28 protein-coding genes are annotated in these 23,339 nt (G+C 43.2%); 16 read left to right on the top strand and 12 right to left on the bottom strand.

Annotated elements, in window-relative coordinates; all coding sequences use genetic code 11:
• Positions 1-12: 12 nt before the first annotated feature.
• Complete coding sequence (locus AC503W_RS18200) at positions 13-1,176, bottom strand: iron-containing alcohol dehydrogenase (protein ID WP_402954264.1); 1,164 nt, start codon at positions 1,174-1,176, stop codon at positions 13-15.
• A 200-nt stretch (positions 1,177-1,376) separates the two neighbouring features.
• On the opposite strand from AC503W_RS18200, the gene AC503W_RS18205 reads away from it, so the two are divergent.
• Positions 1,377-1,610, top strand: coding sequence for a DUF378 domain-containing protein (locus AC503W_RS18205; protein ID WP_402871121.1), 234 nt, complete (start codon positions 1,377-1,379; stop codon positions 1,608-1,610).
• A 118-nt stretch (positions 1,611-1,728) separates the two neighbouring features.
• Here the strand turns inward: AC503W_RS18205 and yugI are convergent, their stop codons facing one another.
• The gene (gene yugI / locus AC503W_RS18210) at positions 1,729-2,133 is read right to left on the bottom strand and encodes a S1 domain-containing post-transcriptional regulator GSP13 (RefSeq protein ID WP_402871118.1); all 405 of its coding nucleotides are present in this window, start codon (positions 2,131-2,133) and stop codon (positions 1,729-1,731) included.
• 332 nt (positions 2,134-2,465) lie between these two features.
• Here yugI and AC503W_RS18215 point away from each other — a divergent pair, with 332 nt between their 5' ends.
• Both AC503W_RS18215 and AC503W_RS18220 read left to right on the top strand, forming a co-directional pair.
• Positions 2,466-3,815, top strand: coding sequence for a sodium-dependent transporter (locus AC503W_RS18215; protein ID WP_494915331.1), 1,350 nt, complete (start codon positions 2,466-2,468; stop codon positions 3,813-3,815).
• A 144-nt stretch (positions 3,816-3,959) separates the two neighbouring features.
• Positions 3,960-4,319, top strand: coding sequence for a helix-turn-helix domain-containing protein (locus AC503W_RS18220; RefSeq protein ID WP_402954270.1), 360 nt, complete (start codon positions 3,960-3,962; stop codon positions 4,317-4,319).
• A 160-nt stretch (positions 4,320-4,479) separates the two neighbouring features.
• On the opposite strand, the gene AC503W_RS18225 is transcribed toward AC503W_RS18220, so the two are convergent.
• A complete protein-coding gene (locus AC503W_RS18225) occupies positions 4,480-5,652 on the bottom strand; it encodes an aminotransferase (RefSeq protein WP_402954273.1) in 1,173 nt (390 codons plus the stop codon).
• On the bottom strand, positions 5,649-6,149 hold the full coding sequence (locus tag AC503W_RS18230; protein WP_402871106.1) for an Lrp/AsnC family transcriptional regulator: 501 nt from the start codon (positions 6,147-6,149) through the stop codon (positions 5,649-5,651). Before AC503W_RS18230 ends, AC503W_RS18225 begins: the two co-directional genes overlap by 4 nt.
• A gap of 319 nt (positions 6,150-6,468) precedes the next feature.
• On the opposite strand from AC503W_RS18230, the gene AC503W_RS18235 reads away from it, so the two are divergent.
• On the top strand, positions 6,469-7,299 hold the full coding sequence (locus AC503W_RS18235) for an alpha/beta fold hydrolase (RefSeq protein WP_402871103.1): 831 nt from the start codon (positions 6,469-6,471) through the stop codon (positions 7,297-7,299).
• 50 nt (positions 7,300-7,349) lie between these two features.
• On the opposite strand, the gene AC503W_RS18240 is transcribed toward AC503W_RS18235, so the two are convergent.
• On the bottom strand, positions 7,350-7,610 hold the full coding sequence (locus tag AC503W_RS18240) for a DUF1871 family protein (protein WP_402954276.1): 261 nt from the start codon (positions 7,608-7,610) through the stop codon (positions 7,350-7,352).
• An 85-nt stretch (positions 7,611-7,695) separates the two neighbouring features.
• On the opposite strand from AC503W_RS18240, the gene AC503W_RS18245 reads away from it, so the two are divergent.
• Positions 7,696-8,901, top strand: a complete 1,206-nt coding sequence (locus AC503W_RS18245) for a MalY/PatB family protein (RefSeq protein WP_494915334.1) — start codon at positions 7,696-7,698, stop codon at positions 8,899-8,901.
• A 44-nt stretch (positions 8,902-8,945) separates the two neighbouring features.
• Here the strand turns inward: AC503W_RS18245 and AC503W_RS18250 are convergent, their stop codons facing one another.
• Entirely contained in the window at positions 8,946-9,698 is a 753-nt protein-coding gene (locus AC503W_RS18250) for a TraR/DksA C4-type zinc finger protein (RefSeq protein WP_402954282.1), read from the bottom strand.
• Positions 9,699-9,840: 142 nt separating this feature from the next.
• Between AC503W_RS18250 and AC503W_RS18255 the strand changes: the two genes are divergently transcribed.
• Entirely contained in the window at positions 9,841-10,698 is an 858-nt protein-coding gene (locus AC503W_RS18255) for a manganese catalase family protein (RefSeq protein ID WP_402871092.1), read from the top strand.
• 50 nt (positions 10,699-10,748) lie between these two features.
• Here the strand turns inward: AC503W_RS18255 and AC503W_RS18260 are convergent, their stop codons facing one another.
• From AC503W_RS18260 to AC503W_RS18275, 4 genes are all read right to left on the bottom strand, one after another.
• Complete coding sequence (locus tag AC503W_RS18260; protein ID WP_402954285.1) at positions 10,749-11,363, bottom strand: PH domain-containing protein; 615 nt, start codon at positions 11,361-11,363, stop codon at positions 10,749-10,751.
• 15 nt (positions 11,364-11,378) lie between these two features.
• Complete coding sequence (locus AC503W_RS18265) at positions 11,379-11,855, bottom strand: GNAT family N-acetyltransferase (RefSeq protein ID WP_402871088.1); 477 nt, start codon at positions 11,853-11,855, stop codon at positions 11,379-11,381.
• Positions 11,856-11,998: 143 nt separating this feature from the next.
• Positions 11,999-12,223 (bottom strand): hypothetical protein, encoded by a 225-nt coding sequence (locus AC503W_RS18270; protein WP_402871085.1) that lies wholly within the window; start codon positions 12,221-12,223, stop codon positions 11,999-12,001.
• Between the two features lie 131 nt (positions 12,224-12,354).
• Positions 12,355-12,945, bottom strand: coding sequence for a peptidylprolyl isomerase (locus tag AC503W_RS18275; RefSeq protein WP_494915337.1), 591 nt, complete (start codon positions 12,943-12,945; stop codon positions 12,355-12,357).
• A gap of 180 nt (positions 12,946-13,125) precedes the next feature.
• On the opposite strand from AC503W_RS18275, the gene kapB reads away from it, so the two are divergent.
• Positions 13,126-13,512 carry a kinase-associated lipoprotein KapB gene (gene kapB, locus AC503W_RS18280; protein WP_427650453.1) on the top strand — a complete coding sequence of 129 codons (387 nt, stop codon included), beginning with the start codon at positions 13,126-13,128 and terminating at the stop codon, positions 13,510-13,512.
• A gap of 40 nt (positions 13,513-13,552) precedes the next feature.
• Here the strand turns inward: kapB and kapD are convergent, their stop codons facing one another.
• Positions 13,553-14,176 (bottom strand): 3'-5' exonuclease KapD, encoded by a 624-nt coding sequence (kapD, locus tag AC503W_RS18285; protein WP_402871079.1) that lies wholly within the window; start codon positions 14,174-14,176, stop codon positions 13,553-13,555.
• Positions 14,177-14,465: 289 nt separating this feature from the next.
• Here kapD and AC503W_RS18290 point away from each other — a divergent pair, with 289 nt between their 5' ends.
• Positions 14,466-16,328 carry a transglycosylase domain-containing protein gene (locus AC503W_RS18290; RefSeq protein ID WP_427650451.1) on the top strand — a complete coding sequence of 621 codons (1,863 nt, stop codon included), beginning with the start codon at positions 14,466-14,468 and terminating at the stop codon, positions 16,326-16,328.
• A 34-nt stretch (positions 16,329-16,362) separates the two neighbouring features.
• Positions 16,363-16,620, top strand: coding sequence for a SunI/YnzG family protein (locus tag AC503W_RS18295; protein WP_494917402.1), 258 nt, complete (start codon positions 16,363-16,365; stop codon positions 16,618-16,620).
• Between the two features lie 77 nt (positions 16,621-16,697).
• Here AC503W_RS18295 and AC503W_RS18300 read toward each other — a convergent pair whose 3' ends face one another.
• On the bottom strand, positions 16,698-17,270 hold the full coding sequence (locus tag AC503W_RS18300) for a DUF5366 family protein (RefSeq protein ID WP_402871073.1): 573 nt from the start codon (positions 17,268-17,270) through the stop codon (positions 16,698-16,700).
• Positions 17,271-17,586: 316 nt separating this feature from the next.
• Between AC503W_RS18300 and AC503W_RS18305 the strand changes: the two genes are divergently transcribed.
• Genes AC503W_RS18305 through mnhG form a run of 7 tightly spaced genes read left to right on the top strand, consistent with a single transcriptional unit; the run spans position 17,587 to position 23,309 of the window.
• A complete protein-coding gene (locus AC503W_RS18305) occupies positions 17,587-19,986 on the top strand; it encodes a Na+/H+ antiporter subunit A (RefSeq protein WP_494915340.1) in 2,400 nt (799 codons plus the stop codon).
• The gene (locus AC503W_RS18310; protein ID WP_402871069.1) at positions 19,983-20,405 is read left to right on the top strand and encodes a Na(+)/H(+) antiporter subunit B; all 423 of its coding nucleotides are present in this window, start codon (positions 19,983-19,985) and stop codon (positions 20,403-20,405) included. Before AC503W_RS18305 ends, AC503W_RS18310 begins: the two co-directional genes overlap by 4 nt.
• Positions 20,405-20,746, top strand: coding sequence for a Na(+)/H(+) antiporter subunit C (locus AC503W_RS18315; RefSeq protein ID WP_402871066.1), 342 nt, complete (start codon positions 20,405-20,407; stop codon positions 20,744-20,746). The genes AC503W_RS18310 and AC503W_RS18315 overlap by 1 nt, the downstream gene beginning before the upstream one ends.
• Positions 20,739-22,220 (top strand): Na+/H+ antiporter subunit D, encoded by a 1,482-nt coding sequence (locus AC503W_RS18320; protein WP_494915343.1) that lies wholly within the window; start codon positions 20,739-20,741, stop codon positions 22,218-22,220. Before AC503W_RS18315 ends, AC503W_RS18320 begins: the two co-directional genes overlap by 8 nt.
• A gap of 6 nt (positions 22,221-22,226) precedes the next feature.
• The gene (locus tag AC503W_RS18325) at positions 22,227-22,703 is read left to right on the top strand and encodes a Na+/H+ antiporter subunit E (protein ID WP_402871061.1); all 477 of its coding nucleotides are present in this window, start codon (positions 22,227-22,229) and stop codon (positions 22,701-22,703) included.
• A gap of 47 nt (positions 22,704-22,750) precedes the next feature.
• Positions 22,751-22,987: a Na(+)/H(+) antiporter subunit F1 gene (locus tag AC503W_RS18330; RefSeq protein ID WP_402871344.1), complete on the top strand. Its 237-nt coding sequence runs from the start codon at positions 22,751-22,753 to the stop codon at positions 22,985-22,987.
• Positions 22,971-23,309 carry a monovalent cation/H(+) antiporter subunit G gene (gene mnhG / locus AC503W_RS18335; RefSeq protein ID WP_402954303.1) on the top strand — a complete coding sequence of 113 codons (339 nt, stop codon included), beginning with the start codon at positions 22,971-22,973 and terminating at the stop codon, positions 23,307-23,309. The genes AC503W_RS18330 and mnhG overlap by 17 nt, the downstream gene beginning before the upstream one ends.
• The last annotated feature ends 30 nt before the right edge of the window (positions 23,310-23,339 follow it).

The following is a 23,339-nucleotide window of genomic DNA, read 5'->3' on the forward strand; positions in this document are numbered from 1 at the left end:
ATCGTAAGGTTCTTATAATGAAGCACGTAGAATCGCAAGGACATCTTCGCGATTCAATACTTTAAACCGACCGAATTCTCCATTGCTCATCGCTTTATCGGCAATGACTTCAAGTTGTGAATCGTCGATATCGTAATCTGCAAGACGCGACGGGGCCCCTAAGCTGCTCCAGAATGACTGAAGGCGTTCAATTCCCTCAAGCGCAACCTCTTCACTGGATTTGCCCTCTGGGTCGACCTGAAAGACACGGACGGCAACTTGTTTGAACCGCTCGACATTTTCATGGAGCACATGTTTCATCCAATTAGGGAATAATATTGCCAGGCCTCCCGCATGGGGAATATCATAGACCGCAGAGACGGCATGTTCAATATTATGAGTGGCCCAATCGCCAAGATATCCTACTCCCAGTGAACCATTTAACGCCACATTGCCCGCATACAAAATCGTAGCACGATTTTCATAATCCTCGAGATCTTCCAATAACTTTGGAGCCGTTTCCATGACCGTCACCAGAAGTGATTCACAAAAGCGGTCCTGAAGCGGAGCATGCGTTTCTTGATGGAAATACGTTTCGAAAACATGTGACATCATATCGACCATGCCATAGACGGTTTGATTTTTTGGAAGTGAAAAAGTATTTTCAGGATCAAGGACCGAGAATTTAGGAAATAACAAAGGACTTCCCCATCCGTATTTCTCTTTCGTTTCCCAATTCGTAATGACCGAACCCGAATTCGCTTCAGAACCGGTTGCAGCAATCGTAAGGATTGTCCCAAAAGGAAGGGCTTCTTTGACGGGAGCCTTTTTGGTGACAAGATCCCAAGCGTCTCCTTCATACTTCGCACCCGCAACGATGCCTTTTGTTGCATCGATGACACTTCCGCCGCCTACCGCTAGCACGAAGTCGATTTGATGTTCCTTACACAACTCCACACCTTTACGGACAGTCGTGATCCTTGGGTTTGGTTCAACTCCTGCCAGTTCATATACTTCCACCTGGATTTCTTTCAATTCCTCCATCACTTTATCATACAGCCCGTTTTTCTTGATGCTTCCGCCACCGTAGACGAGCAACACTTTCTTTCCGTAGGCAGGAATTTCCTCTTTTATGCTTTTCAATTGGTTTCTACCAAAGATGATCTTAGTAGGATTCTTATACGTGTAATTTTCCAATATATATAATCTCCTTTTGCATTGCCTTTTTTTCAGCAGCCCCATGCCACTGCAGCAATGGATATTTTATCCCTTCATTATGACGAACATTCCATATAAATACAAAATATCCGTTTAGAAGTTTTTTCTGGGGTGTATATAATTATCTTCAAAAAGCATGATAAGTAAAGAAAGATGCTTATAAAAAAGGAGGCTATACAATGAGTGGATTACAAAAAACGGCACTTGTTTTAACAATCATCGGAGCCATCAACTGGGGACTAATTGGATTTTTTCAGTTCGATCTAGTCGCAGCGATATTCGGCGGACAAGATGCTGCTTTGGCTCGCATCGTTTATGGCTTAGTGGGAATCGCCGGGCTTATCAATCTTGGTCTTCTCTTCAAGCCAAGTCCCCAAACGTCTCGTGAAACTGAAACAAAACCAACTCAATGAATCGCTAAAAGAAAATATGTATAAAATAAAGCCGGTCCATGAAACATGTCCCGGCTTTATCAATTATTGAAGAATAATAAAAAAACCGGATGGTCCTAAGACCATCCGGTTAAAAAAATTATTTTTTGATTAAGTCTTCGCGTTCAGATTGATCGATCCACGCTTGAAGTTTATCTTTTAAAGAGTTGAATCCTTCAGTAGACTCGATGTGTGATGTTGCTTTAACAGATGCTTGGCGTTTTTTTGGAGCTTTCTTAGGAGCTTCAGTACGCTCAGGAGCTTCTTCTGTTGCGCGGATTGATAAGCCGATTTTTCCAGCTTTTGAATCGATTGAAAGTACTTTAACTTTCACTTCATCGCCCACTTTTAAATGTTCGTTAATATCTTTTACGAACCCGTGAGTGATTTCAGAAATATGAACTAATCCTTGAGTTGAATCATCTAAAGCAACAAATGCACCGTAAGGTTGAATACCAGTTACCTTACCAGTAACTACTGCACCAATTTCGAATTTTTCAGACATGGTAACACTCCTATTTTATATATATTTTTTCGGCTTTTCACGCAATACAAAATTATATCACAGAGCTGGAAATAATCAAAGTTAAGTATACCATACTTTTTCCGCTAAAACGTAAAAATTTTGTAATTGAGTGTCCATTTCGATATATGGCTATTATTTATAACTTATCCTAAAAGTTTTCATTTAATTCTTTGTCCCCCTTTTTTCAATCACTAATATTTCAAAAAATTAGCATAACAAAAAACTACCCAATCCAGATTAATCGTAGTAAGATGAGAAAATGTTTATCTCTACATTCACGTATTTCTATACCTCTAAAGGAGTTTTTCACCATGGCAAAACAAGAGCAATGGTCTTCCAAAATCGGATTCATTCTGGCAGCGGCTGGGTCCGCTATTGGTTTGGGTGCCATCTGGAAGTTTCCATATATGACAGGGACAAATGGAGGCGGCGCCTTTTTCCTTTTTTTCGTGATTTTCACCCTCATGATCGGCACACCCTTACTCATCGCCGAATTCACCATCGGCCGGAATGCACAAAAAGATGCCATTCGGGCCTACAAGCACATTTCACCAGGTAAACCCTGGGTGTTATTAGGATATGGTGGCGTTCTTGCATCCATCATCTTACTTTCCTTCTATAGTGTTGTCGGTGGCTGGATCCTTTCCTATTTATGGAGAAGCTTTACCGGGTCCCTATCAAATTTAACCCAATCGGAATACAGTGGCCTTTTCAATATCGTTATCAGCAGTCCTTATGAAACGGTCATTGCGCAGCTTCTTTTCATGGTCTTGACGATTTGGGTCGTACAAGGTGGCGTATCCAAAGGGATCGAAAAGGCCAATAAGTACATGATGCCTTCCCTATTCGTCCTTTTTCTTGTCCTTCTCGTTCGTTCCATGACACTTGAAGGTGCGATGGAAGGTATCCGTTTCTTTTTGAAACCGGATTTCTCCTCCTTGACGGAGCAGACGATTTTATTAGCGCTAGGACAATCCTTCTTTGCACTGAGTGTAGGTATTTCCGTGATGGTCACCTATGCTTCGTACTTAAGTAAGAATGATAATATTACAAAATCGGCATTATCCGTAGTCGGGTTGAATATTTTCATTTCCTTATTGGCGGGCTTGGTCATTTTCCCGGCCGTATTTGCCCTTGGTTTCGATCCTTCAAGTGGACCAGGACTCGTCTTTGTCGTGTTGCCTGCGGTCTTTAATGAAATTACATTCGGTGGCATTTTCATGGCGATTTTCTTCGTATTATTATTATTCGCTACGCTTACTTCAGCGTTCTCCATTCTGGAAATCATCGTAGCATCCATGATAAAGGGCGATGCTCGGAAGCGCCGGAAATCTTCATGGATAGCCGGCCTTGTTGTTTTCGTGATCGGGATTCCAAGCGCATTATCATTTGGCGTACTCTCCGATGTGAAGATTTTCAACTTGACCTTCTTCGACCTCGCTGATTATGTGACAAGCAACATCGCCTTGCCTATCGGAGCCTTATTCATTTCTCTTTTCATTGGCTATCAGATGAAAAGGCTCCAAGTTCAGAAAGAGTTCGAAATGGGGGCAAGCCCAGGATTCTCTTTCTTTAAACTTTGGTACTTTCTCATTCGCTATATCGTTCCGGTAGCGATACTCGTCGTCTTTTTGAGTTCAATCGGTCTATTTGACAAGTAATGTTTCCTTCATTCAAAACGCCGCATCGGTAATCGATGCGGCGTTTTCTTTTCACAAAATATCCATATCATTCCCACTGTGTACAAGTTAAAATATGGTAAAATGACCTTATTACTACTATTTCCTGAAAAAGGAGTGATTGACATGTCAAATATCGCAAAGAATATTCGGCAATACCGGGAAGATCATAATCTCACTCAACAAGAACTGGCTTTGAAACTGCGTATGGGCACCAAAAAAATTGAAATGTATGAATCAGGGGAAGTCACGCCTGATACCCAGACCATTTTACGGCTTTCCACCGTTCTTGATATCCCTGCCTCAGAGCTAATCCAAAATGGTCCCGTTGCGAATGCTTCCGGTTTGGATGAAGAAATGGAAGAACTCATTCAGGAAATTGGACTCAAACAGGCTAAGCTCATCCTCCGTACCGCGAAAGATTTCAGTGAAGAACAAATTTTAAATATCATGCATCATTTATATAACACACAAACTAAATTGTAAAAATATCCATATCAGGCGTATTAATTTCTATAAACTGGATATACTATGATTAACACTTTCTATGTTAATCCATTAAGATTAACTCTTTTTTCTAATTCCCCCTATGGATAGGGATTCGCCGTATATTACGGCGAATCCCTATTTTTTTGCGTATGGGGTTTTAGTACTTGCTATATTTCTGCATGAACCGATCCATTCTTTTAATGGCTTCCTGAAGCTGTTCCATGGAAGAAGCATAAGAACAACGGATATGCCCCTCACCACTTTCCCCGAAAACATCTCCCGGTACCACGGCCACAAGTTCTTCAGTCAGCAGTTTTTCTGCGAACTCCATGGAAGTCATGCCCGTTTTCTCAATGGATGGGAAGGCATAAAAAGCTCCGCCTGGATTATGGCAGTCCAGACCGATTTCGTTAAATGACTTTACGATATAGTTGCGTCTTCCTCTGTAGCTGCGGCGCATATCTTCCACATCTTGCATTCCATTCTTCAAAGCTTCCAATGCTGCAAACTGTGCCATGGTCGGAGCGCACATCATCGCGTATTGATGGACTTTGAGCATCGCTGCGGAAATTTCCGGAGGCGCACATACAAATCCAAGACGCCATCCAGTCATCGCAAACGCTTTAGAGAACCCGTTGATGACGATCGTACGCTCAAGCATGCCGTCGATGGCGGCAAATGACGTATATTTCTCATCATATGCAAGCTCCGCATAAATCTCATCGGAAAGGACTAATAAATCATGCTTTTTGATGATTTCAGCAAGTGCTGCCAACTCCGATTTCTCTAACTGAGTTCCAGTCGGGTTATTCGGCGAACAAATCAAGATTGCCTTCGTCCTTGGTGTGATGACCGCTTCGAGTTGCTCCGGCATTAACTTAAAGTCATGCTCCCTGGAAGTTTGGACAGTGACCGGCACCCCTCCTGCCATCGTTACCAATGGTGCATAGGCAACGAAACAAGGTTCGACGACGATGACTTCCTCACCAGGATTCAAGATTGTCCTAAGGGCAATGTCGAGGGCCTGACTTGCACCCACCGTAACAATGATTTGATTCTCGGGATCATACGAAACCTCAAACTGCTTTTTCATATATCCACTGATTTCCTGCCTCAATTCCATCAAGCCGGCATTAGCTGTATAAGAGGTGTATCCTTCTTCCAATGAGTTGATTGCCGCTTCCCGGACTGCCCAGGATGTAACGAAGTCCGGTTCTCCCACTCCAAGTGAAACGACTCCTTCTAGATTGGCAGCCAAGTCGAAAAATCGACGGATACCCGATGGTTTTAGCTCTGAAACCGTTTTTGACACGAAACTCGTTTTAATCATGGTGATACCACTATCCTTCTGTCTTCTTCTGTTTGTTCAAAAATTGTCCCATCATGCTTATATTTCTTCATAATAAAGTGAGTTGTCGTGGAAATGACAGAATCGAGCGTCGAAAGTTTTTCCGATACAAACCTTGCCACTTCATTCATTGAACGACCTTCCACGATGACGGAAAGGTCATACGCACCGGACATCAAATAAACGGACTCCACTTCTTTGAATCGATATATACGTTTGGCGACTTCATCGAAACCAACTCCGCGTTTTGGGGTTACTTTAACATCGATCATGGCTGTCACACCGTGATATTCATCTACTTTTGCCCAGTTAATCACGGTCAAGTAACGTACAATCACACGCATATCTTCCAATTTCTTCAACGTTGCTTCAATGTCCGCTTCAGATAACTCGGTCATTTTAGCCAAATCCTTCTGATCGATCCGGCTGTTATTTTCAATGATTCTTAAGACTTCCAATTCCCCTTCATTCAAATGCATTGGAAAACCTCCCTATTAGAATTCATAAATGTAGACATGATGGTTTGGCTGGCAGAAAGCCCGATCAATTTCCTTTTAAAGCCTTGTTTAAAGGCATGTATGACACGATTAAATTAATAAGTTCTATTCTGTCAGGATAAACTTACACTATTATACCAAAGTTCACGTAATATCTGTTATAGTAATTGTATTTTTTAATGGGGATAATTTCTGGTATTGTTATGTAACAGGATAAAGAGGAAATTATTTAAAACTAAGGAAGATAAGCAACAGCAGTAGCTTCTTATTTTGCTTAGGAATGGTAGAGGAGAACACGAATATGGAAAGTTACGTAAAGAAAGACATTGAGCAGATCGGGGATATCGATATGTATTATGAACACATTCATGTTCATGACTCTTTCCCCACCCTGGTATTAATCCATGGGTTTTTATCATCAAGCTTTAGCTTCCGGAAACTGATACCCCATTTAACGAAAGACTATAATGTCATCTCGATAGACTTGCCTCCATTCGGTCAAAGTGGGAAAACTAATCGCTATACATACTCTTTCCGGAACATCGCAGGTTCCGTCGTACAGCTTTTGGAAGAAAAGAACATCAAGAAGTTCAGCATCATTGCGCATTCCATGGGTGGACAGGTTTCCTTGCAACTCATCAAAGCTTATCCTGGCCTGGTCGAGCGCGCCGTCCTTCTTGCCGGATCCGGGTACGAGCCAAGCTTCCCGAGAAAGATGAAGATGCTCAGCTACTTCCCTTTCTTTTCATTTGGGGTAAAGGGATATCTCCAAAGGTCCGGCATCGAAAAGAATCTAAGGAATGTCGTCCATAATCAGACGATGATCGACGATGAAATGCGCCAGGGCTATCTCGATCCTTTCATGAAGAAGCATGATATATTTCGTGCCTTAGGAAGGATGTTACGTGATAAGGAAAGCGATTTATCATCCGAACAACTTCATTCAATCGATACGCCCTGCCTGCTTGTTTGGGGGCGGTATGATCGAGTGGTTCCGCTCGACATTGGAAGAAGACTACATGAAGACCTCCCCAATTCCAAGCTCATTGTCATGGAAAACACGGGCCATTTACTTCCGGAGGAGAAACCCGAAGAAGTGTATCAGTTAATCAAGGAGTTTTTAGACGAATAGACGAAACCATATAAAGAGGGATGACCCGAATTCGGAGTCATCCCTTTTCTTTAAATCGAGCAGCTGGCATCATTTTTGATGATCAGCAGTTTTTGTGCAACCTGTAGACACCGTTCCAACTGGACGGGTTCATCAAATGCAAATTCGTAGATGGACTTGATTTTTTCCGCCAGTTCCTGAAGGTCATCTATATCGCGTAAGGCCACGACCGTGTCGGCAATCTCCGGTTCATATAATTCCCCGCCAATCCCATACGGATCCCATTCTTGCAAAGTAGCCACAAACGCTATATTCATTTGTTGTGTATCCATTATAATCACCTGCTCCATAATTTCGGAAAGAACATGTTATCATAGTATCATAACAAGTATCTTTTCGTTAAGACGTTAACAGGGCATGAAAAAAAATGATTTGGCGGTGAATATATTGAACAGATCTATTTTTGATGAACACATCAGTAGGGAACATACCGGTTCTGTTAAGTGGGACAAAATGGCCCTTACATCATTGTATGGCAGGGAAGACGTCCTGCCTATGTGGGTGGCCGATATGGATTTTCCTTCTCCTGAACCTATTCAAAAAGCATTAATCGAACGAGCGAATCATCCGGTCTTCGGATATACCGTCCCTTCAGAGTCGGTGTACGGCGAGATTCAAAAATGGGTGAAAGACCGGCATCAATGGTCCATCACAAAAGACATGATCACATTCAGTTCTGGCGTCGTTTCAGCCATCGGTTCCACCATTCAGGCCTTTACGGAACCTGGGGATAAGATTCTGGTGCAATCTCCTGTCTATACCCCTTTCTTCGACATGATTAAAAACAATGGACGGGAAGTGGTCAATAGTCCCCTTCTCTTGGAAGCTAACGGATTTGCCATCGACTTTGAAGATTTTGAGGAAAAGTTGAAGACCGGCGTTAAGCTATTCCTCCTTTGCAGCCCCCATAATCCTGGCGGTCGCATTTGGACAAAGGAGGAGTTATTGCGCATCGGGGAACTTTGCTTGGCCCATCATGTCACCATTGTCAGCGATGAGATCCACGCAGACCTCTTTCACTCAACAGCCATGCATCATCCTATCGCTTCATTGGCGGACAAGTTAGCCGATATCACGGTCACGTTAATGGCACCAAGCAAAACGTTCAATATCGCTGGTCTCCAGGCCTCGTTCTTGATTACCAGCAATAAAGAGCTCCAGATCAAACTGCAGAATGCCCAAACAAGACAGGCCTTTCACGGTTTGAATATTTTTGCCTTAACGGCCATGGAAGCCGCCTACCGGGATGGGCTTAGTTGGCTCACCGATTTGATTGAGTATATTGAAGAAAATGTTAAAGTGGCCGAGGCGTTCATTTCTGCTGAAATTCCTTCCCTTCGCGTCATGCATCCTGATGCCTCTTACCTCCTATGGATTGACTGTCGCGAACTCGGTCTTTCCGATAAGGAAATACAAGAACGACTGATCCATAAAGGAAAAATCGCCTTAGAGCCTGGAACAAAATATGGTGCAGGCGGAGAAGGATTTGTCCGGATGAATATCGGCTGTTCACTCAGCCTGCTGCAAGATGGATTAACTCGTCTCAAACTGGCTTTTTCATAAAACAGACAAAGAACCAGGCGAATTGCCTGGTTCTTTGCTTTTGGCTATTGGTTTTCTTCCTCGACATACGGAGCTTTTTCATAACGCGGCAAATCTCCAAAGGGAGTCTGAGTATCCTCTTCTATTAAATCATCTTCTATTTCCTGGTATTGGACGTTATGATAAACCGTTAAGTTTTCCCCATATAGATCCACACCGGCTATATTCTCATAGTTCTCGACGAATCCTACATTTTCAGACGAATCGATATACGTATCCTCATAATCACTTGGTGGATAGGCAAAGTCGGAAGGCGTCTCCGATGTACCATATCTAGCTACGTCTTGCCAGCTATCTTCCGCATCATATCCGACAGAGCTCGTCCCATCACAATCATATGTGGCGAAGCTTGGACCAAGCACCTCCTCTTCGACCGGACGATTATGGGAAGTCTCTTGAGATGGGCTATGCTCCACACAAAAAGTCGTGGTCGGAACAATATTCAGCCTTTCAAGCGGAATCTCCTTCGAACAAACCTCACATTTTCCATAATTCCCTTCATCAATGGCCTTAAGCGCTCGATCGATATCCCTGATTTCATCACGATAATGCTCCCCAAGTGCCAAATCTTTTTCACGTTCGAATAATTCCGTTCCTTGATCCGCCGGATGGTTATCATACACGGATAGTTCCCCTGTCCAATTTCGTACGTTCTTTCTTAAGCCAAGTGCGTAAGATTCCTCTAATTGCTCTCCCAACCGGTGCTTCGTTTGCTGAAGTTGCTGTTGGAAGCTATTTAGTTGCTGATTGGATAGCATATGCAACACCCTTTCATAATCAACCTTTCCCTAGTATTTCTCTCTTTGGCGCATTCCATAAAGGTATTTTTTCCCTCGAGAATAAATTGAACAATCCTGCAAAAACTAACTAATGATACCAAATCTTAAAGGAGGCTAATCATTGTATTTTTATAAAGAGGATCTAATTAATATGATCGTACCGGACAAACCGGATCCACATGCTGCAAAAGTCCTTCAAGAAGCGCTCGGTGGCCAATTCGGAGAGATGCGTACGTTGATGCAGTTTTCGTTTCAAAGCGCCAACTTCCGTGGTAAGGAAAAAAAATATAGAGATTTAATACGCGGCATTTTTATAGAGGAGCTAAGCCATGTAGAGCTTGTTCAGACCACAATCAATCAGCTGCTAAATGAAGCGGGTGGAAATCTACCGGGAAATTCAGGTCCGAATGGTGCACCACTTGAGGAAGTGATTCAGTCTGGTGCGAACCCCCACCATTTTATCATCGGTGCCAAAGCTTCCCTTCCCGTAGACGCGGGAGGTAACCCTTGGAATGGGTCATGGGTATACGATCATGGAAACTTAATTGCCAACCTTTTAAACAATGTGATGCTTGAATCGACGGGGGTACTCCAAAAATCGAGAATTTATGAAATGAGCTCCAATAAAACCTTGCGTGAAACCATTGCGTTCCTCATGGTACGTGACAACGCCCATCAAAATGCGTTTGCAAAGGCTTTAGAAACACTGGGAGTGGATTGGGGTAAAATCTTCCCTGTCCCAAATTATGACCTGAATAAATATCCGGAATGCCGGAAATATGTAGATTTGGGCTACCATAATGCCCAATTCAACTTCAGGCTTGACCAAACCCAGATCGGCGAAGTATTCCAAGGGGAGACACCAAGCCGTAATGGCGGCAATCTTTCTGTCATGGAACCACCTAAAGGATTTCCAGTTCCAGAGATGCCGGACATGCCTAGTGAACATGCTCCAGGTTTGAATGACCTCAATAACTAAACGAAAAAGCGGACACATCGCTGTGTCCGCTTTTGTATGGATTGTGGATATTAATTATTGATATATTTTTCGAACACATACCCGAAATCTTTCACATGGTACTTCTTGCGGCTATCCATCAACCAGTCAAACGCAGCGGCATTGATATCCTTGAAGCTGGACACCATTTGGCTGCCATCTGTACGGACTTGATTCAATGTCGATGAGGCCAAATTTACGCTTTGTTGCGCAAATTGAAGGGCATAGGCATTCTCATGGCAAATTTCCGAAATTTTAACGAGTGATTTAAATAGATCCTTCAATTCCTCGATGAATTTCTTATGCACGTCAATCGAGAAGGTTTTAGCACCGATCGAGAATTTAATCTCAGCATCTAAATCGACGGTACCAGCGGTTTCTAATGTCACATGCGAAAACTCATACTGGCTATAGCTATATCTGGTCAGCATCCGTTTCTTGCTGATGGCACTTGTTCCGTCGAGATGGATGAACGCTTGGTTCGTGAAGCAATATTCATCCGTTTTCGATTTAATCAAGAAATAAATTTTCTCGTCATCTTCATGCATGATGTAATCATCAGCATCGACCTTATCATAATCAGCAGGCTTAATCACACTTCCTATATCACTGAGACCCAGAGCATCTGCTGCCATTTTCTTAAACATATCCATTCCTCCTATTTAAACTAGTTTTTCGAGAATGATTTCATCCCGTATTGGAATGCCATCGGAGCTGTAAAACGGGATTTCCGGTTTTGTCTTTCTTGATTCTTCCACGGCATTCCTCACAATCTCGGAAATGACATACCCACGTTTTTGAAAGAACTTCAAAGCCTGTAAATTATCATTCGTGGTAATGGCTTTAATGGAGTGGCAATTCTTTTCCTTGGCGATATTCTCAATCACATAAAGTAAGGATGAGCCCACGCCCTGATTCTCATGCTCACTGTTCAGGGAAATGATTTCACATTGTTGATTCAGCACTTTATACGTGACCATTCCCGTGATTTTCTCATCCCCATCCATTACCGCAAATCCATCGAGTTCCGCATAATGGAACATGCCGATTGAAAAGACGACTTGAGTCGTCTCCCAATGTTCCATGAAGAAGCTCTTGACCGTATCTGTCGCAATCATTCTCTTCGCTATGATTTGCATAACACTTTCCGCCCCCAAAACTCTCTCTCTATAGCTTATAGTATAAAATGCTTATGCCAAAATGGGAACTAGTTTATTTGTTTCATTTTTTTCTAAAGTATTCCCGTTTTGCTAAAACGAGGTAGTCAGAAGCACAAAGCCGTTCAAGAAAGGGAATCATCTTGTAGATGCCGGTTTCTTTTCGTCACTTCCTCCTCGAACTTCTTCGTCTTCAATTCTTCTTTCTTCGAGTATCTGATGATGGCCCTCATCGTAAACCCAGCTGCAATCAAAAAGATGACACAGGTAATGCCTGCGGGAATATATTCACTTTTGTCTTCCGGAAAATAAAGAAACATGCCTAATAGTGCGGAGTAGAGAACGTCCATCTATTTCATCCTTCCTGAAAAATGATCTTTTTCCTCATTATAACAATTATTGAATCAATCCACTAGTCAAGTTCCTCCCCTAGAAACTAAAAAGCGAGAGGCCCTATGCCCCCCGCTTCACGTACCTTCGTTTATAAAATCGGAATGCCTTTAATGACTACATCCACAGCTGGCTTGTCTCCCGCAACCGTCTCTACATTGGCGATCGTATCGACAACATCCATGCCCTCGATAACTTGGCCAAAAACGGAATGTTTGTGGTCTAACCATGGTGTTCCGCCATTTTCCATATACGCACTGATGATTTCTTCCGGATATCCGGCTTGCTTCATTTGTTCACCCATTCTGCTGTCTACATGCTGTGCCTGAACGATGAAGAATTGGCTTCCGTTCGTTCCTGGACCCGCATTCGCCATGGAAAGGGCTCCGCGCAGATTGAACAGTTCCATGGAGAATTCATCTTCAAAATTCGTGCCCCAGATGCTTTCCCCACCCATTCCTGTACCTGTCGGATCTCCGCCTTGTAGCATGAAATCCTTTATGACACGGTGGAAGATGATTCCATCGTAATATCCATTCTCGGCATGTGTTAAGAAGTTTTCTACTGTTTTAGGAGCATGCTTGGGAAACAGCTTGATTTTAATATCACCAAGCGTCGTCTGCATGATCACCGCTTTTTCATTTTCCGATATTTCGGTTGTTAATTGTGGAAATGTTGTCATGGTTCATTACCTCTTTCGTTTTTAAATAAATGGCTCATATCTCCATTCTTTAACCTTCATTTCTACACTTTACACGACTTCGGAAAAAAATGCATCTTTGATACAGTAAACAAATTCATTGTATAAAATCATCGTACTTATGTATCATGTAGGGAGTGAACAAGAAAGGTGGATGAAGGAATGTCCGAGCATGAATTCAAGGTTGGCGATAAGGTAACCGCCATTTATAAAACAGGGAAATATATCGGGGAAATCACCGATATCCGTCCTTCTGCATATCTTGTAAAAGTATTGGCAGTCATGAAGCATCCTATGCAGGGAGACCTTCATAATCCGAAGCAAACGGAAGTATCCATGTTTCATCAACGACGTGCCCTTGCATTCCGGGAACAAACCAATGTCCCGATGAATATGGTGAGGGTATACGATGGGGACATTCCAGATTATAAGGAATCCTTACGGGTATCTGTTGAGAAGATGTCCCGCACTTTAACCGAAAGCCAAACAGAATGGAACAACAAAAGTTTGGAGCTGCTTGAAGACCTAGCAGCGGATTATTTTAAATAACATATAATAAAAGCCAAATCAATAGAAATTGATTTGGCTTTTATAACGCTAAATGATTCAATACTTTGGATAAATCGATGCGGTCACCGATTGTCGTCGGTTCGTGATTTTTCATATAACTTTTGTCTTTCTCCACCAGTTTAAAGATATTATACGTGGTAATGGCATCATCAAGGGCCCTATGATGCTTACCTGTCCCCTCTTTTCCATAGGCCTGTACGGCTTTCCATAATCCCGTTTGATTTTGATCTCCGAAGAAACGCTTGTATTCCAGGCAAAGATCGCTCTGTTTCCCCGTGAAAGGGAAATTCAGACCTGCTTTTTGACAGTTCTGACGAAGCACCTTCATATCCATGTTACCCCAGGTGACGATGGTCGTTGGATGCTTCTCATCCAATTTTGCTAAAAAGGAAACCAATTCTTCAAATGAAATTCCACGATCCACCTGGTTTTGGGTAATATTCAGGAATTTCTTGCATCGATTCGTCAATTCTGGAAACCTTGACGGATTAACGTAGGAAGAAAACTGTTCTTGGACTGTATCGTTTACGACTGCGATTAAACCGACCTCAATGATCTCCGGATAGAAACCAACTGGATTTGCCTTTCCTTCGGGCATTGTAAATTCAAAATCAATGAATACATACTGCTGTTGTCCATCCATTTTCCGAACCCTCCTTATTCATGACATCTTTCCGCCGACTAAATTTGGTTATTTTTTCCGTAAGAATATTATAACAGAAGATTGAAATAAGTTTTTATTTGATTTTCATTAAGCCAGAGCCATTCACCCAGCCAGTTTTTCCCCATTGCGTTAAGCAACTTCAGAAGAAACCCTTTATCATCTTCCTTATTTGGATTATGATGGATAAAACGGAGCGAAAGGACCACTCTTTTTTACCCACATATTTTCCATTAAGTTACTAAAAATATATTAGTTAGGAAGTTGAACTATGCGCGCGTACCTTGGCTATATCACGATTTTCTTCTTAGTTCCTGTCTTATCCATCTTCATCTTTCTTTCCTATCAGGAGTGGTCTTTAGCTGAAACTCCCCATCATGTCTTGGATGAACGCATCCCCTTCGATCAGATTGACCTGGCTCAGACCAGTTACATGACGGCCGCAAATGGGAAAGTGATTAGTGAAATTCCCAATGGAGAAAACCGGATCTATTTGAAGCTTGACGATATCCCCGTGTTTCTAGAAGACCTGTTCATTGTCACGGAAGATCAAAAATTTTATGAGCATAGGGGAATTGATATAACCGCGATCAGTAGGGCCTTGCTTGTCAATTCACAGAAGAGTGCGATCAAACAAGGCGGGAGTACCATCACCCAGCAATTGGCCAGGAATGTTTTCCTTACCCATGACAAGACGTATAACCGAAAGCTAAGTGAACTCTTTTACGCCTACCAGCTAGAACGGAAACGGTCCAAGTCCGAAATCATCGAGCTCTATATGAATGCCATTTACTTCAACAACGGGGCTTACGGAATCGAGGCGGCTTCCCAACTCTACTTCAGCCGATCGATCAAGGATCTATCAAAGGCCGAAGTGGCCTTTCTTGCAGCCATTCCTAATAATCCCGAACTCTATAACCCTCTTAAACACTTTGATAACACGAAAAAGCGTCAGGAGCGGATACTAAAACAAATGGTTGTCCAAGGTAAACTTGAGCAGAAGGAATTCGATAAACTCATTAAAAAGGAAATCAGGTTGGACTTGTCCACCAACATCGATTTATACCCTGATTATGTGACATATGTCCATCAAGAGTTGAAAAACCTGGTCGCTTCGGCGGAAGGTCTGACAAAACCATTGAAAAGCTCGGATGAAGTCACACGCAATCAAGCGGAAGCCAAACTGAATGAACAGGTCACAAAGCTTCTGAAATCTGGCGTGACCATTCACACGGCACTCGATATCAATTTACAGACCCAGGCCAAGTCGGCCATGCAATCGAAAATCGGATTCAATGATATCGAAGGTGCGTCAGTGGTTATACAGCATCATACGCACCAGCTTGTCTCTTTGATTGGGGGAAAGGATTATAAAAAAAATTCTTTCAACCGGGCATACCAAAGTTACAGGCAACCTGGTTCGACCATAAAGCCTCTTCTGGATTATGCACCTTATATAGAAGAAACGGGAGCGGAAATCGATCAGCTTGTTAGCGGCGCAAACTATTGTAGCAACAGCTACTGTCCACAAAATTACAATGGGGCGAGCTACGGCATGGTCACGATAAGGAATGCTTTTGCACAATCCTATAATACGCCGGCCATCAGGCTTTTTGAAAAGACCGGCATAGAAAAGAGCTTCAGCTATCTTAATGCCTTTCAATTCAAAAAGGTGTCCATCCAAGATCACCACATCAGTTCGGCCATCGGCGGATTTGAATACGGGATGAGCCCTCTCGAAATGACCAATGCCTTTACATCATTCAATGATGGCCGCTACCAGCCTGCACGGGCAATCACGAAGGTCACGGACCAAGAAGGAAACGTTCTTTATAAATGGAAAAATCAATCGAAAAAGGTGTGGAATAAAGAAACCGTCAGCAAAATGAGGCAGCTTCTTCACGAAGTCACCATGAATGGGACGGCACGCTCAGCCTATTTCCCGTCTGAATATATCGGGGGGAAAACAGGCACAACCAATGATGCCAAAGACATTTGGTTCGTCGGCCTGACAGGAAACTATACAACCGGCGTCTGGGTTGGGAAAGATAAGCCAGCCAACCTGCAAGCCGTCTATTCGCGACAGCCCCAGATAGAGATATGGAAGGCAATCAGCCAAGCCGCTGAATGGTAAAAGCAAGTCATGATAAGACGACGGAGGGATTATGATGCTAGGAATCGCAATTGAAAAATCACAGGATCATTTACTCATTAAATGGCAACTATCCACAATAGAAATACCCATTTCCGAAATCATAAAGGTGACTCAAGATGATACATATGCGGGTGAAAATAAACGTGCGATCAGAATTGGCACGCCATATGCTACAACGGATCGTATCGTGCTTCATACTGTATCTGATACGTATATCTTGTTCACAACGAATGCCACTTCCATACAAAACAAGATCAACGCACTCATATAAGGAACCAAGTACACGATGAGAAAAGAGCTGCCGGATGTTCCCGGCAGCTCTTTTCTCCGTATATGGATGAGTATTCGCTATATCGGTAGGCTGGCAATCACGCTGTTATACAACTTCAACCCTGAATAAGCGACGATGGCGACTAACGCGGTCCATACGAAGATGGGAAAGAAGATGAGTCCGACCAGCCCAGATACATTCACACTGGAGCTTAACTTAAACACAAAGTAAATCAGGGCCACGACATTCGTGATAAGGAAGATGGAAATGAGCCCCGGGAGGAATTGGACGCTGAACAATGAACAAGCTCCGCCGATCACATAAATAACCGACCCCATCCTGATGCTCGTCAATGCTTTCCCATCCGAATCTTTGGAAAAGAATAGAAGGGAAAGCTCAATGACCGTGTCCGAGATTAACTTCAGCGCTGCAAACACCATGAACATGACCAACAACAACACAATCATCAAGGCAAGCTTAATTCCTGTCTCGGAAAAGAACTCCAGCATCCCTTGATAGATTCCTAAATTCCCGAATAAGATAAGCACCTGCATTTCCCCATAAATCGCAAAGGACAGACTAAACAGTAGTATCGCAATGATCGGGAAATAACTAAGTAAATACGTGTTTTTCATTTTTTCTCCATCCATGTATCTTTTATCCTATTATTATGCAAGATATAAAAGGATTTCACAATGGATTTTTACATATATTCCCCTCTTTGCACCCCTCTGAAAATATTTTTTGAGCCGTTTCACGCTCCTTTTCTACCTATATATAAAACTCGATATCAATCAGTATTCCTCGCTCCTTATGTCATGCAAACCCTCAAAAATTGGGTTATACTTTTAGGAATGACACGTAACACATATAAAAAAAACACATTCAACGAAGATACTTTACCGTCTAGGATTGTGTAAAAAAATGCATAATAAGGCGATGACTTCGTTTATAAGGGGGGAGTTTATGTCTTTGCTTCATTGGGCGGTATTATCACCATTTCTTTTGGCCATCTTAATACCGTTTTTATACAAGTATTTACGTCGAATACATACTGGCTGGTTTGTACTGATTTTACCCGTTCTTCTATTTAGCTATTTTTCCCGGTTCATTTCTTCAACCAAACAAGGGGAGACCATAACTGAACGGGCTACTTGGATTCCTTCACTAGGAATACATATTGACTTTTATGTAGACGGACTAGGTCTTTTGTTCGCTCTGCTCATAACGGGGATTGGTTCACTCGTTATTTTGTATTCCATCTTTTATCTATCAAAAGAAAAAGAAAAACTGAACCAGTTTTATGTCTTTCTCTTACTATTCATGGGCGCCATGCTTGGTGTGGTCCTTTCCGACAATTTAATCGTTCTCTATTCATTTTGGGAATTTACAAGTTTGTCATCCTTTTTACTCATTGGGTATTGGAACGAAAGGGAACGCTCACGTTATGGAGCTCAAAAATCCCTGCTGATCACCGTCTTTGGCGGATTAAGCATGCTTGGGGGAATCGTGCTCCTTTCCATCATGGGAAACACCTACAGCATAAGGGAACTGATAGCTCAAAGCAGCGAACTGTTGGATCATCCGCTTTTCATCCCTGCTCTTCTACTCATTTTACTGGGTGCCTTCACTAAATCGGCACAGTTCCCATTTCACATCTGGCTACCTGATGCCATGGAAGCACCGACACCAGTCAGTGCCTATCTCCATTCCGCGACAATGGTCAAGGCTGGCATTTATCTGGTTGCCCGTCTAAGCCCGGTGTTTGCGGAATCCGGTGTCTGGTTCTGGCTCGTTTCGATTGCCGGGTTGGTCACCTTATTCTGGGGTTCATTCTCAGCTGTGAAACAAACGGACTTAAAGGGGATTCTTGCCTTTTCCACCGTCAGTCAGCTTGGTTTGATCATGTCTCTATTGGGAATCGGAGCCGCTGCCCTTCACTATGACACGCTGGGAGACAATATATACCTGGCCGCAACAGTGGCCGCCGTCTTCCACTTGATTAACCATGCAACCTTCAAAGGAAGTCTATTCATGGTGGCAGGTATTATTGACCACGAAACCGGTACAAGGGACATCCGCAAGCTTGGTGGCTTGATGCAGCTGATGCCCATCACCTTTACGGTGGCCATCATCGGTGCCTTTTCCATGGCCGGGCTTCCTCCGTTCAATGGGTTCTTAAGTAAGGAAATGTTCCTGGCTGCCATGGTGAATGTATTGGAACTGGATATATTCAATATGGAGACATCGGGCGTGTTATTCCCGGTAGTGGCTTGGGTTGCTAGTGTTTTCACTTTCATTTACAGCATGATTGTCGTTCTTAAGCCTTTTACAGGGAAACTTCGACATTTGGATAAGAAACCGCATGAAGCACCGATTGGCATGTTGATTTCACCGATTATCCTTGCGTCTTTGGTCCTTGTATTCGGGATTTTCCCTAATCTACTATCTTCGTCAATCATCGAGCCGGCTGTGGCGAGTATACAGCCAAGCTTGGCAGACCCGGATTATCATGTTCATATCGCATTCTGGCATGGTTTCCATCCGGAAGTATGGATGACGATCGGAATCATTGTGGTAGGGATCATTTTATACAAAACGTTATCCAAATGGAACGGCATCTATCGGATAGTGCCAGACCGTTTTTCATTGAACTCCCTTTATGATCATGGATTAAAGGGGATGGAACGCTCGGCATCTACCATCATGAAGTTTCTCATGACAGGGTCGATCCGGAACTATCTGCTCTCGATTTTCCTTTTCTTCATCCTTTCCTTAGGCTTTTCCCTTTACTGGAAAGATGCCTTTGTACTCGATACAGGAAACTTTGCCCCATTCGGCGTCTATGAAGTCGTTTTGGCGGCTATCATCGTGATTGGATCGATTGCCATTCTATTTGCGAAATCCCGTTTAACATCGATCATCCTCTTAGGGGCGGTCGGCTATACCATTTCCCTATTTTTCGTCTTGCTTAGAGCACCGGATTTGGCATTGACGCAACTTGTCATTGAAACCATCTCCGTCGCGCTTTTCCTGCTCTGTTTCTTCCATTTACCATTACTTGCAAGCAGGAAGGAAGAGCGGATGACATTCAGGTTGAATAATGCCTTGATTTCAAGTGGCGTTGGCGTGATCGTCACATTGATTGCTTTATCAGCGCATAGCAATAAGCTATTTGCTTCCATTTCAAGTTATTACCTTGAAAATGCGTATAAGGAAGCAGGAGGAAAAAACGTGGTCAATGTCATTCTCGTTGACTTCCGCGGACTTGATACGATGTTTGAAATAAGTGTTCTTTCCATCGCAGCACTCGGGATCTTCGCGATGATTAAATTGCGACTGACTGGGAGGAAAGATAAATCATGAAACAAAATGACTTGATTCTTCAAACGGTGACAAAGGTTGCGGCCTTTGTTATCCTACTTTTTTCCGTTTCCATCTTTTTAGGCGGCCACTACTCACCGGGGGGCGGGTTTGTCGGCGGATTGATGACATCAGCGGCGATTGTCCTTCTTTTACTCGCCTATGACATTAAAACCGTCGCGGAGATCTTGCCGATTGACTATAAACTGATGATAGGTGCAGGTTTATTCATCTCTGCCTTGACTGTAGCCGGTTCGCTCCTGTTCGGGGTTCCGCTCATGACTCATGTGTACCGTTATATCGATTTTCCCATCCTTGGTCACATCTCGCTTCATACAGCGGTACTTTTTGATTTAGGCGTTTACCTCGTGGTTGTTGGTGTAACGATGACCATTATTCAAACGATAGGGGAGAGTGAATAATGGAACTTTTAATGGCCATTGTCATAGGAATTCTATTTATGTGTGCAACCTACTTGATGCTATCCAAGAGCATTTTGCGGATCATCATCGGTACAGGGTTGCTTAGTCATGGGGCCCATCTTTTGATTTTAACGATGGGTGGTTTAAAAGGAGGTTCCGTCCCATTGCTTGGGGATGTGGCGACGTCTTATGTTGACCCGCTTCCACAAGCTCTCATCTTAACGGCGATCGTCATCAGCTTCGGTGTGACTTCCTTTTTATTAGTACTTGCCTACCGGACCTACCAGGAACTGGGGACGGACGATATGGAAGAAATGAGAGGTACCGACACAAATGATTAATCTACCATTCTTGCCTGTTTTATTACCGCTTTTTACAGGCATCATCCTTATTTTCTTTTCAAAAAAAATCAAGCTTCAACGAGGGATTTCTTTCATTTCATCCCTCATCGGAATCGGGATTGCTATCTATTTGGTCCTTTCCGTTCATAATGAAGGGATCTTGACACTGGGAGTCGGCAGCTGGGATGCGCCTTTCGGTATTGTGATTGTCGCTGACATGCTTGCCTCCTTACTCGTTCTGACCACGAATATCATTGGATTGGCGATACTGGTTTACTCGTTTTACTCCATAGGGAAAGAACGTGAGGCCCATTATTACTATCCTGTCTTTCAATTTTTGCTGATTGGCGTAAATGGGGCATTCCTTACCGGTGACCTGTTCAACCTATTCGTCTTTTTTGAAGTCATGCTGATGGCCTCCTACGTACTCCTTGTCTTGGGAGGAACGAAAATTCAGCTGAGGGAATCATTGAAGTACATCATCGTCAATGTTCTTTCTTCCTCCTTTTTCGTCATCATGGTCGCTTATCTGTATTCGGTGCTCGGCACGTTGAATATGGCACACCTGAGTCAGCGGATAGCAGAGGCAGGACAACCTGCCATCCTATCGGTCCTCGCGATCGGCTTCTTGATCGTCTTTGGCTTGAAGGGAGCCATTTTTCCGCTATTCCAGTGGCTTCCGGGTTCTTACTATGCACCGCCTATCCCCGTGATGGCCTTATTTGGAGCCTTGCTTACCAAAGTCGGGGTCTATTCCATTTTCAGGACCTATACACTCATGTTTCATCATGACCAAGATTTCACCCATATGTTTCTCCAAGTCCTGGCGATTTTAACCATCATCATGGGAGTCATCGGTGCAATCGCCTATTGGGATGTTAAAAAAATCATCATTTATAATATCATCATTGCCGTCGGCGTCATCATCTTCGGAATTTCGTTGATGAATGAACCAGCCTTATCCGGATCGATCTTATACATCATTCATGACATGTTGATCAAAGCCGCACTGTTTTTATTGGTGGGCATCATGATTAAGATCAGTGGCTCTGATGATTTACGGAATATGGGCGGATTGATCAAGCAATATCCTGGCCTTGCCTGGACCTTCTTCATCGCAGCCATATCACTGGCCGGAATCCCTCCATTCAGCGGATTTGCCGGCAAGCTGATGATCCTTCAAGGGGCAGCCGACAAAGGAGCCTATATTGGCTTGGCAATGGTCTTGCTATCAAGTTTGATGGTCTTATATTCTGTGATGAAAATTTTCATACACGGTTTTTGGGGAACCCCGAAAGTCGCGTATACCCTAGGTAAGGCAACGGTCAACAAAATGCTTGTCCCTGCGGTCCTGCTTGTCGCCATTTCCGTCTTATACGGAGTGGGAACAGAAGCGGTTTACCCCTATATTTCACAAGCCGTTGACACATTAATGAATCCCGATATTTATATCGATGCGGTTTTAAAGGAGTAATGCCTGATGTCCTTTCAAATTTTACTGAATGTATTCCTGGCTATCATCTGGATGTTTTTGAAAAATGAATTCAACGGAAGCACCTTCATCATTGGCTATGTTTTAGGACTTGGCATCCTGTTTATCTTCCGTCATTTTTTCACCAGCCGTTTTTATCTTAACCGAGTGTATGCCGTCATCCGGCTGTTCTTCATTTTCGCCAGGGAGCTCCTGTTATCCAATATTAGCGTACTTAAGGTCATACTTAAGCCAAGGCTCGATATGAAACCGGGTATCTTCGCATACGAGACCGTGCTTACGAAGGATTGGGAGATTACCGTCCTATCCAATTTAATCACACTGACCCCAGGCACCCTGGTTGTGGAGGTTTCGGAAGACAATCGCATCCTTTATATCCACGCGATGGATATCGCTGATAAAGAAGAAGCCGTCGACAGCATTAAATACACATTTGAAAAAGCAATCATGGAGGTGAGCAAATAATGTTCGATCTTTTACTTAAAATCGCTTTGCTCGGTGTCTCACTATCCATGCTCGGGTTTCTATACCGGTTAATTAAAGGACCTTCTGTTCCTGACCGGGTCATTGCCCTGGATGCGATGGGCATCAACCTCATCGCTCTCGTGGCGCTCGCATCCATCGTCATGGATACGAATGCTTATTTAGAAGCCATCCTGTTGCTCGGCATCCTGTCATTTATCGGAACGGTCGCTTTCGCCAAGTTCCTTGAGAAAGGGGAGATCATCGAAAATGACCGAAATCGCTGAAATTCTTTCTGCAGGCTTTATTTTGATCGGTGTCTTTCTATTCTTGGTATCCGCCTTCGGCATTATCCGGTTGCCTGATGTTTATACACGAAATCATGCCGTATCCAAAAGTTCCACCCTCGGGATCATGTTCATCCTGATTGGGACACTCTTATACTTTTATTACAAGCACAGTCATTTCGATTTCCGTGTCGTACTAGCCATCATCTTCATCTTCATGACCAGTCCAGTAGCCGGACATTTGATCAACCGCTCCGCCTACCATTCTGGCGTTAAAATGTGGGATCAAAGTGTCCAGGATGATTTGAAGAAAAGCCGATGAAGCAAAAAAGGAGCTGCCGTTTTACCCAAC

The organism is Peribacillus suis (assembly GCF_059384845.1).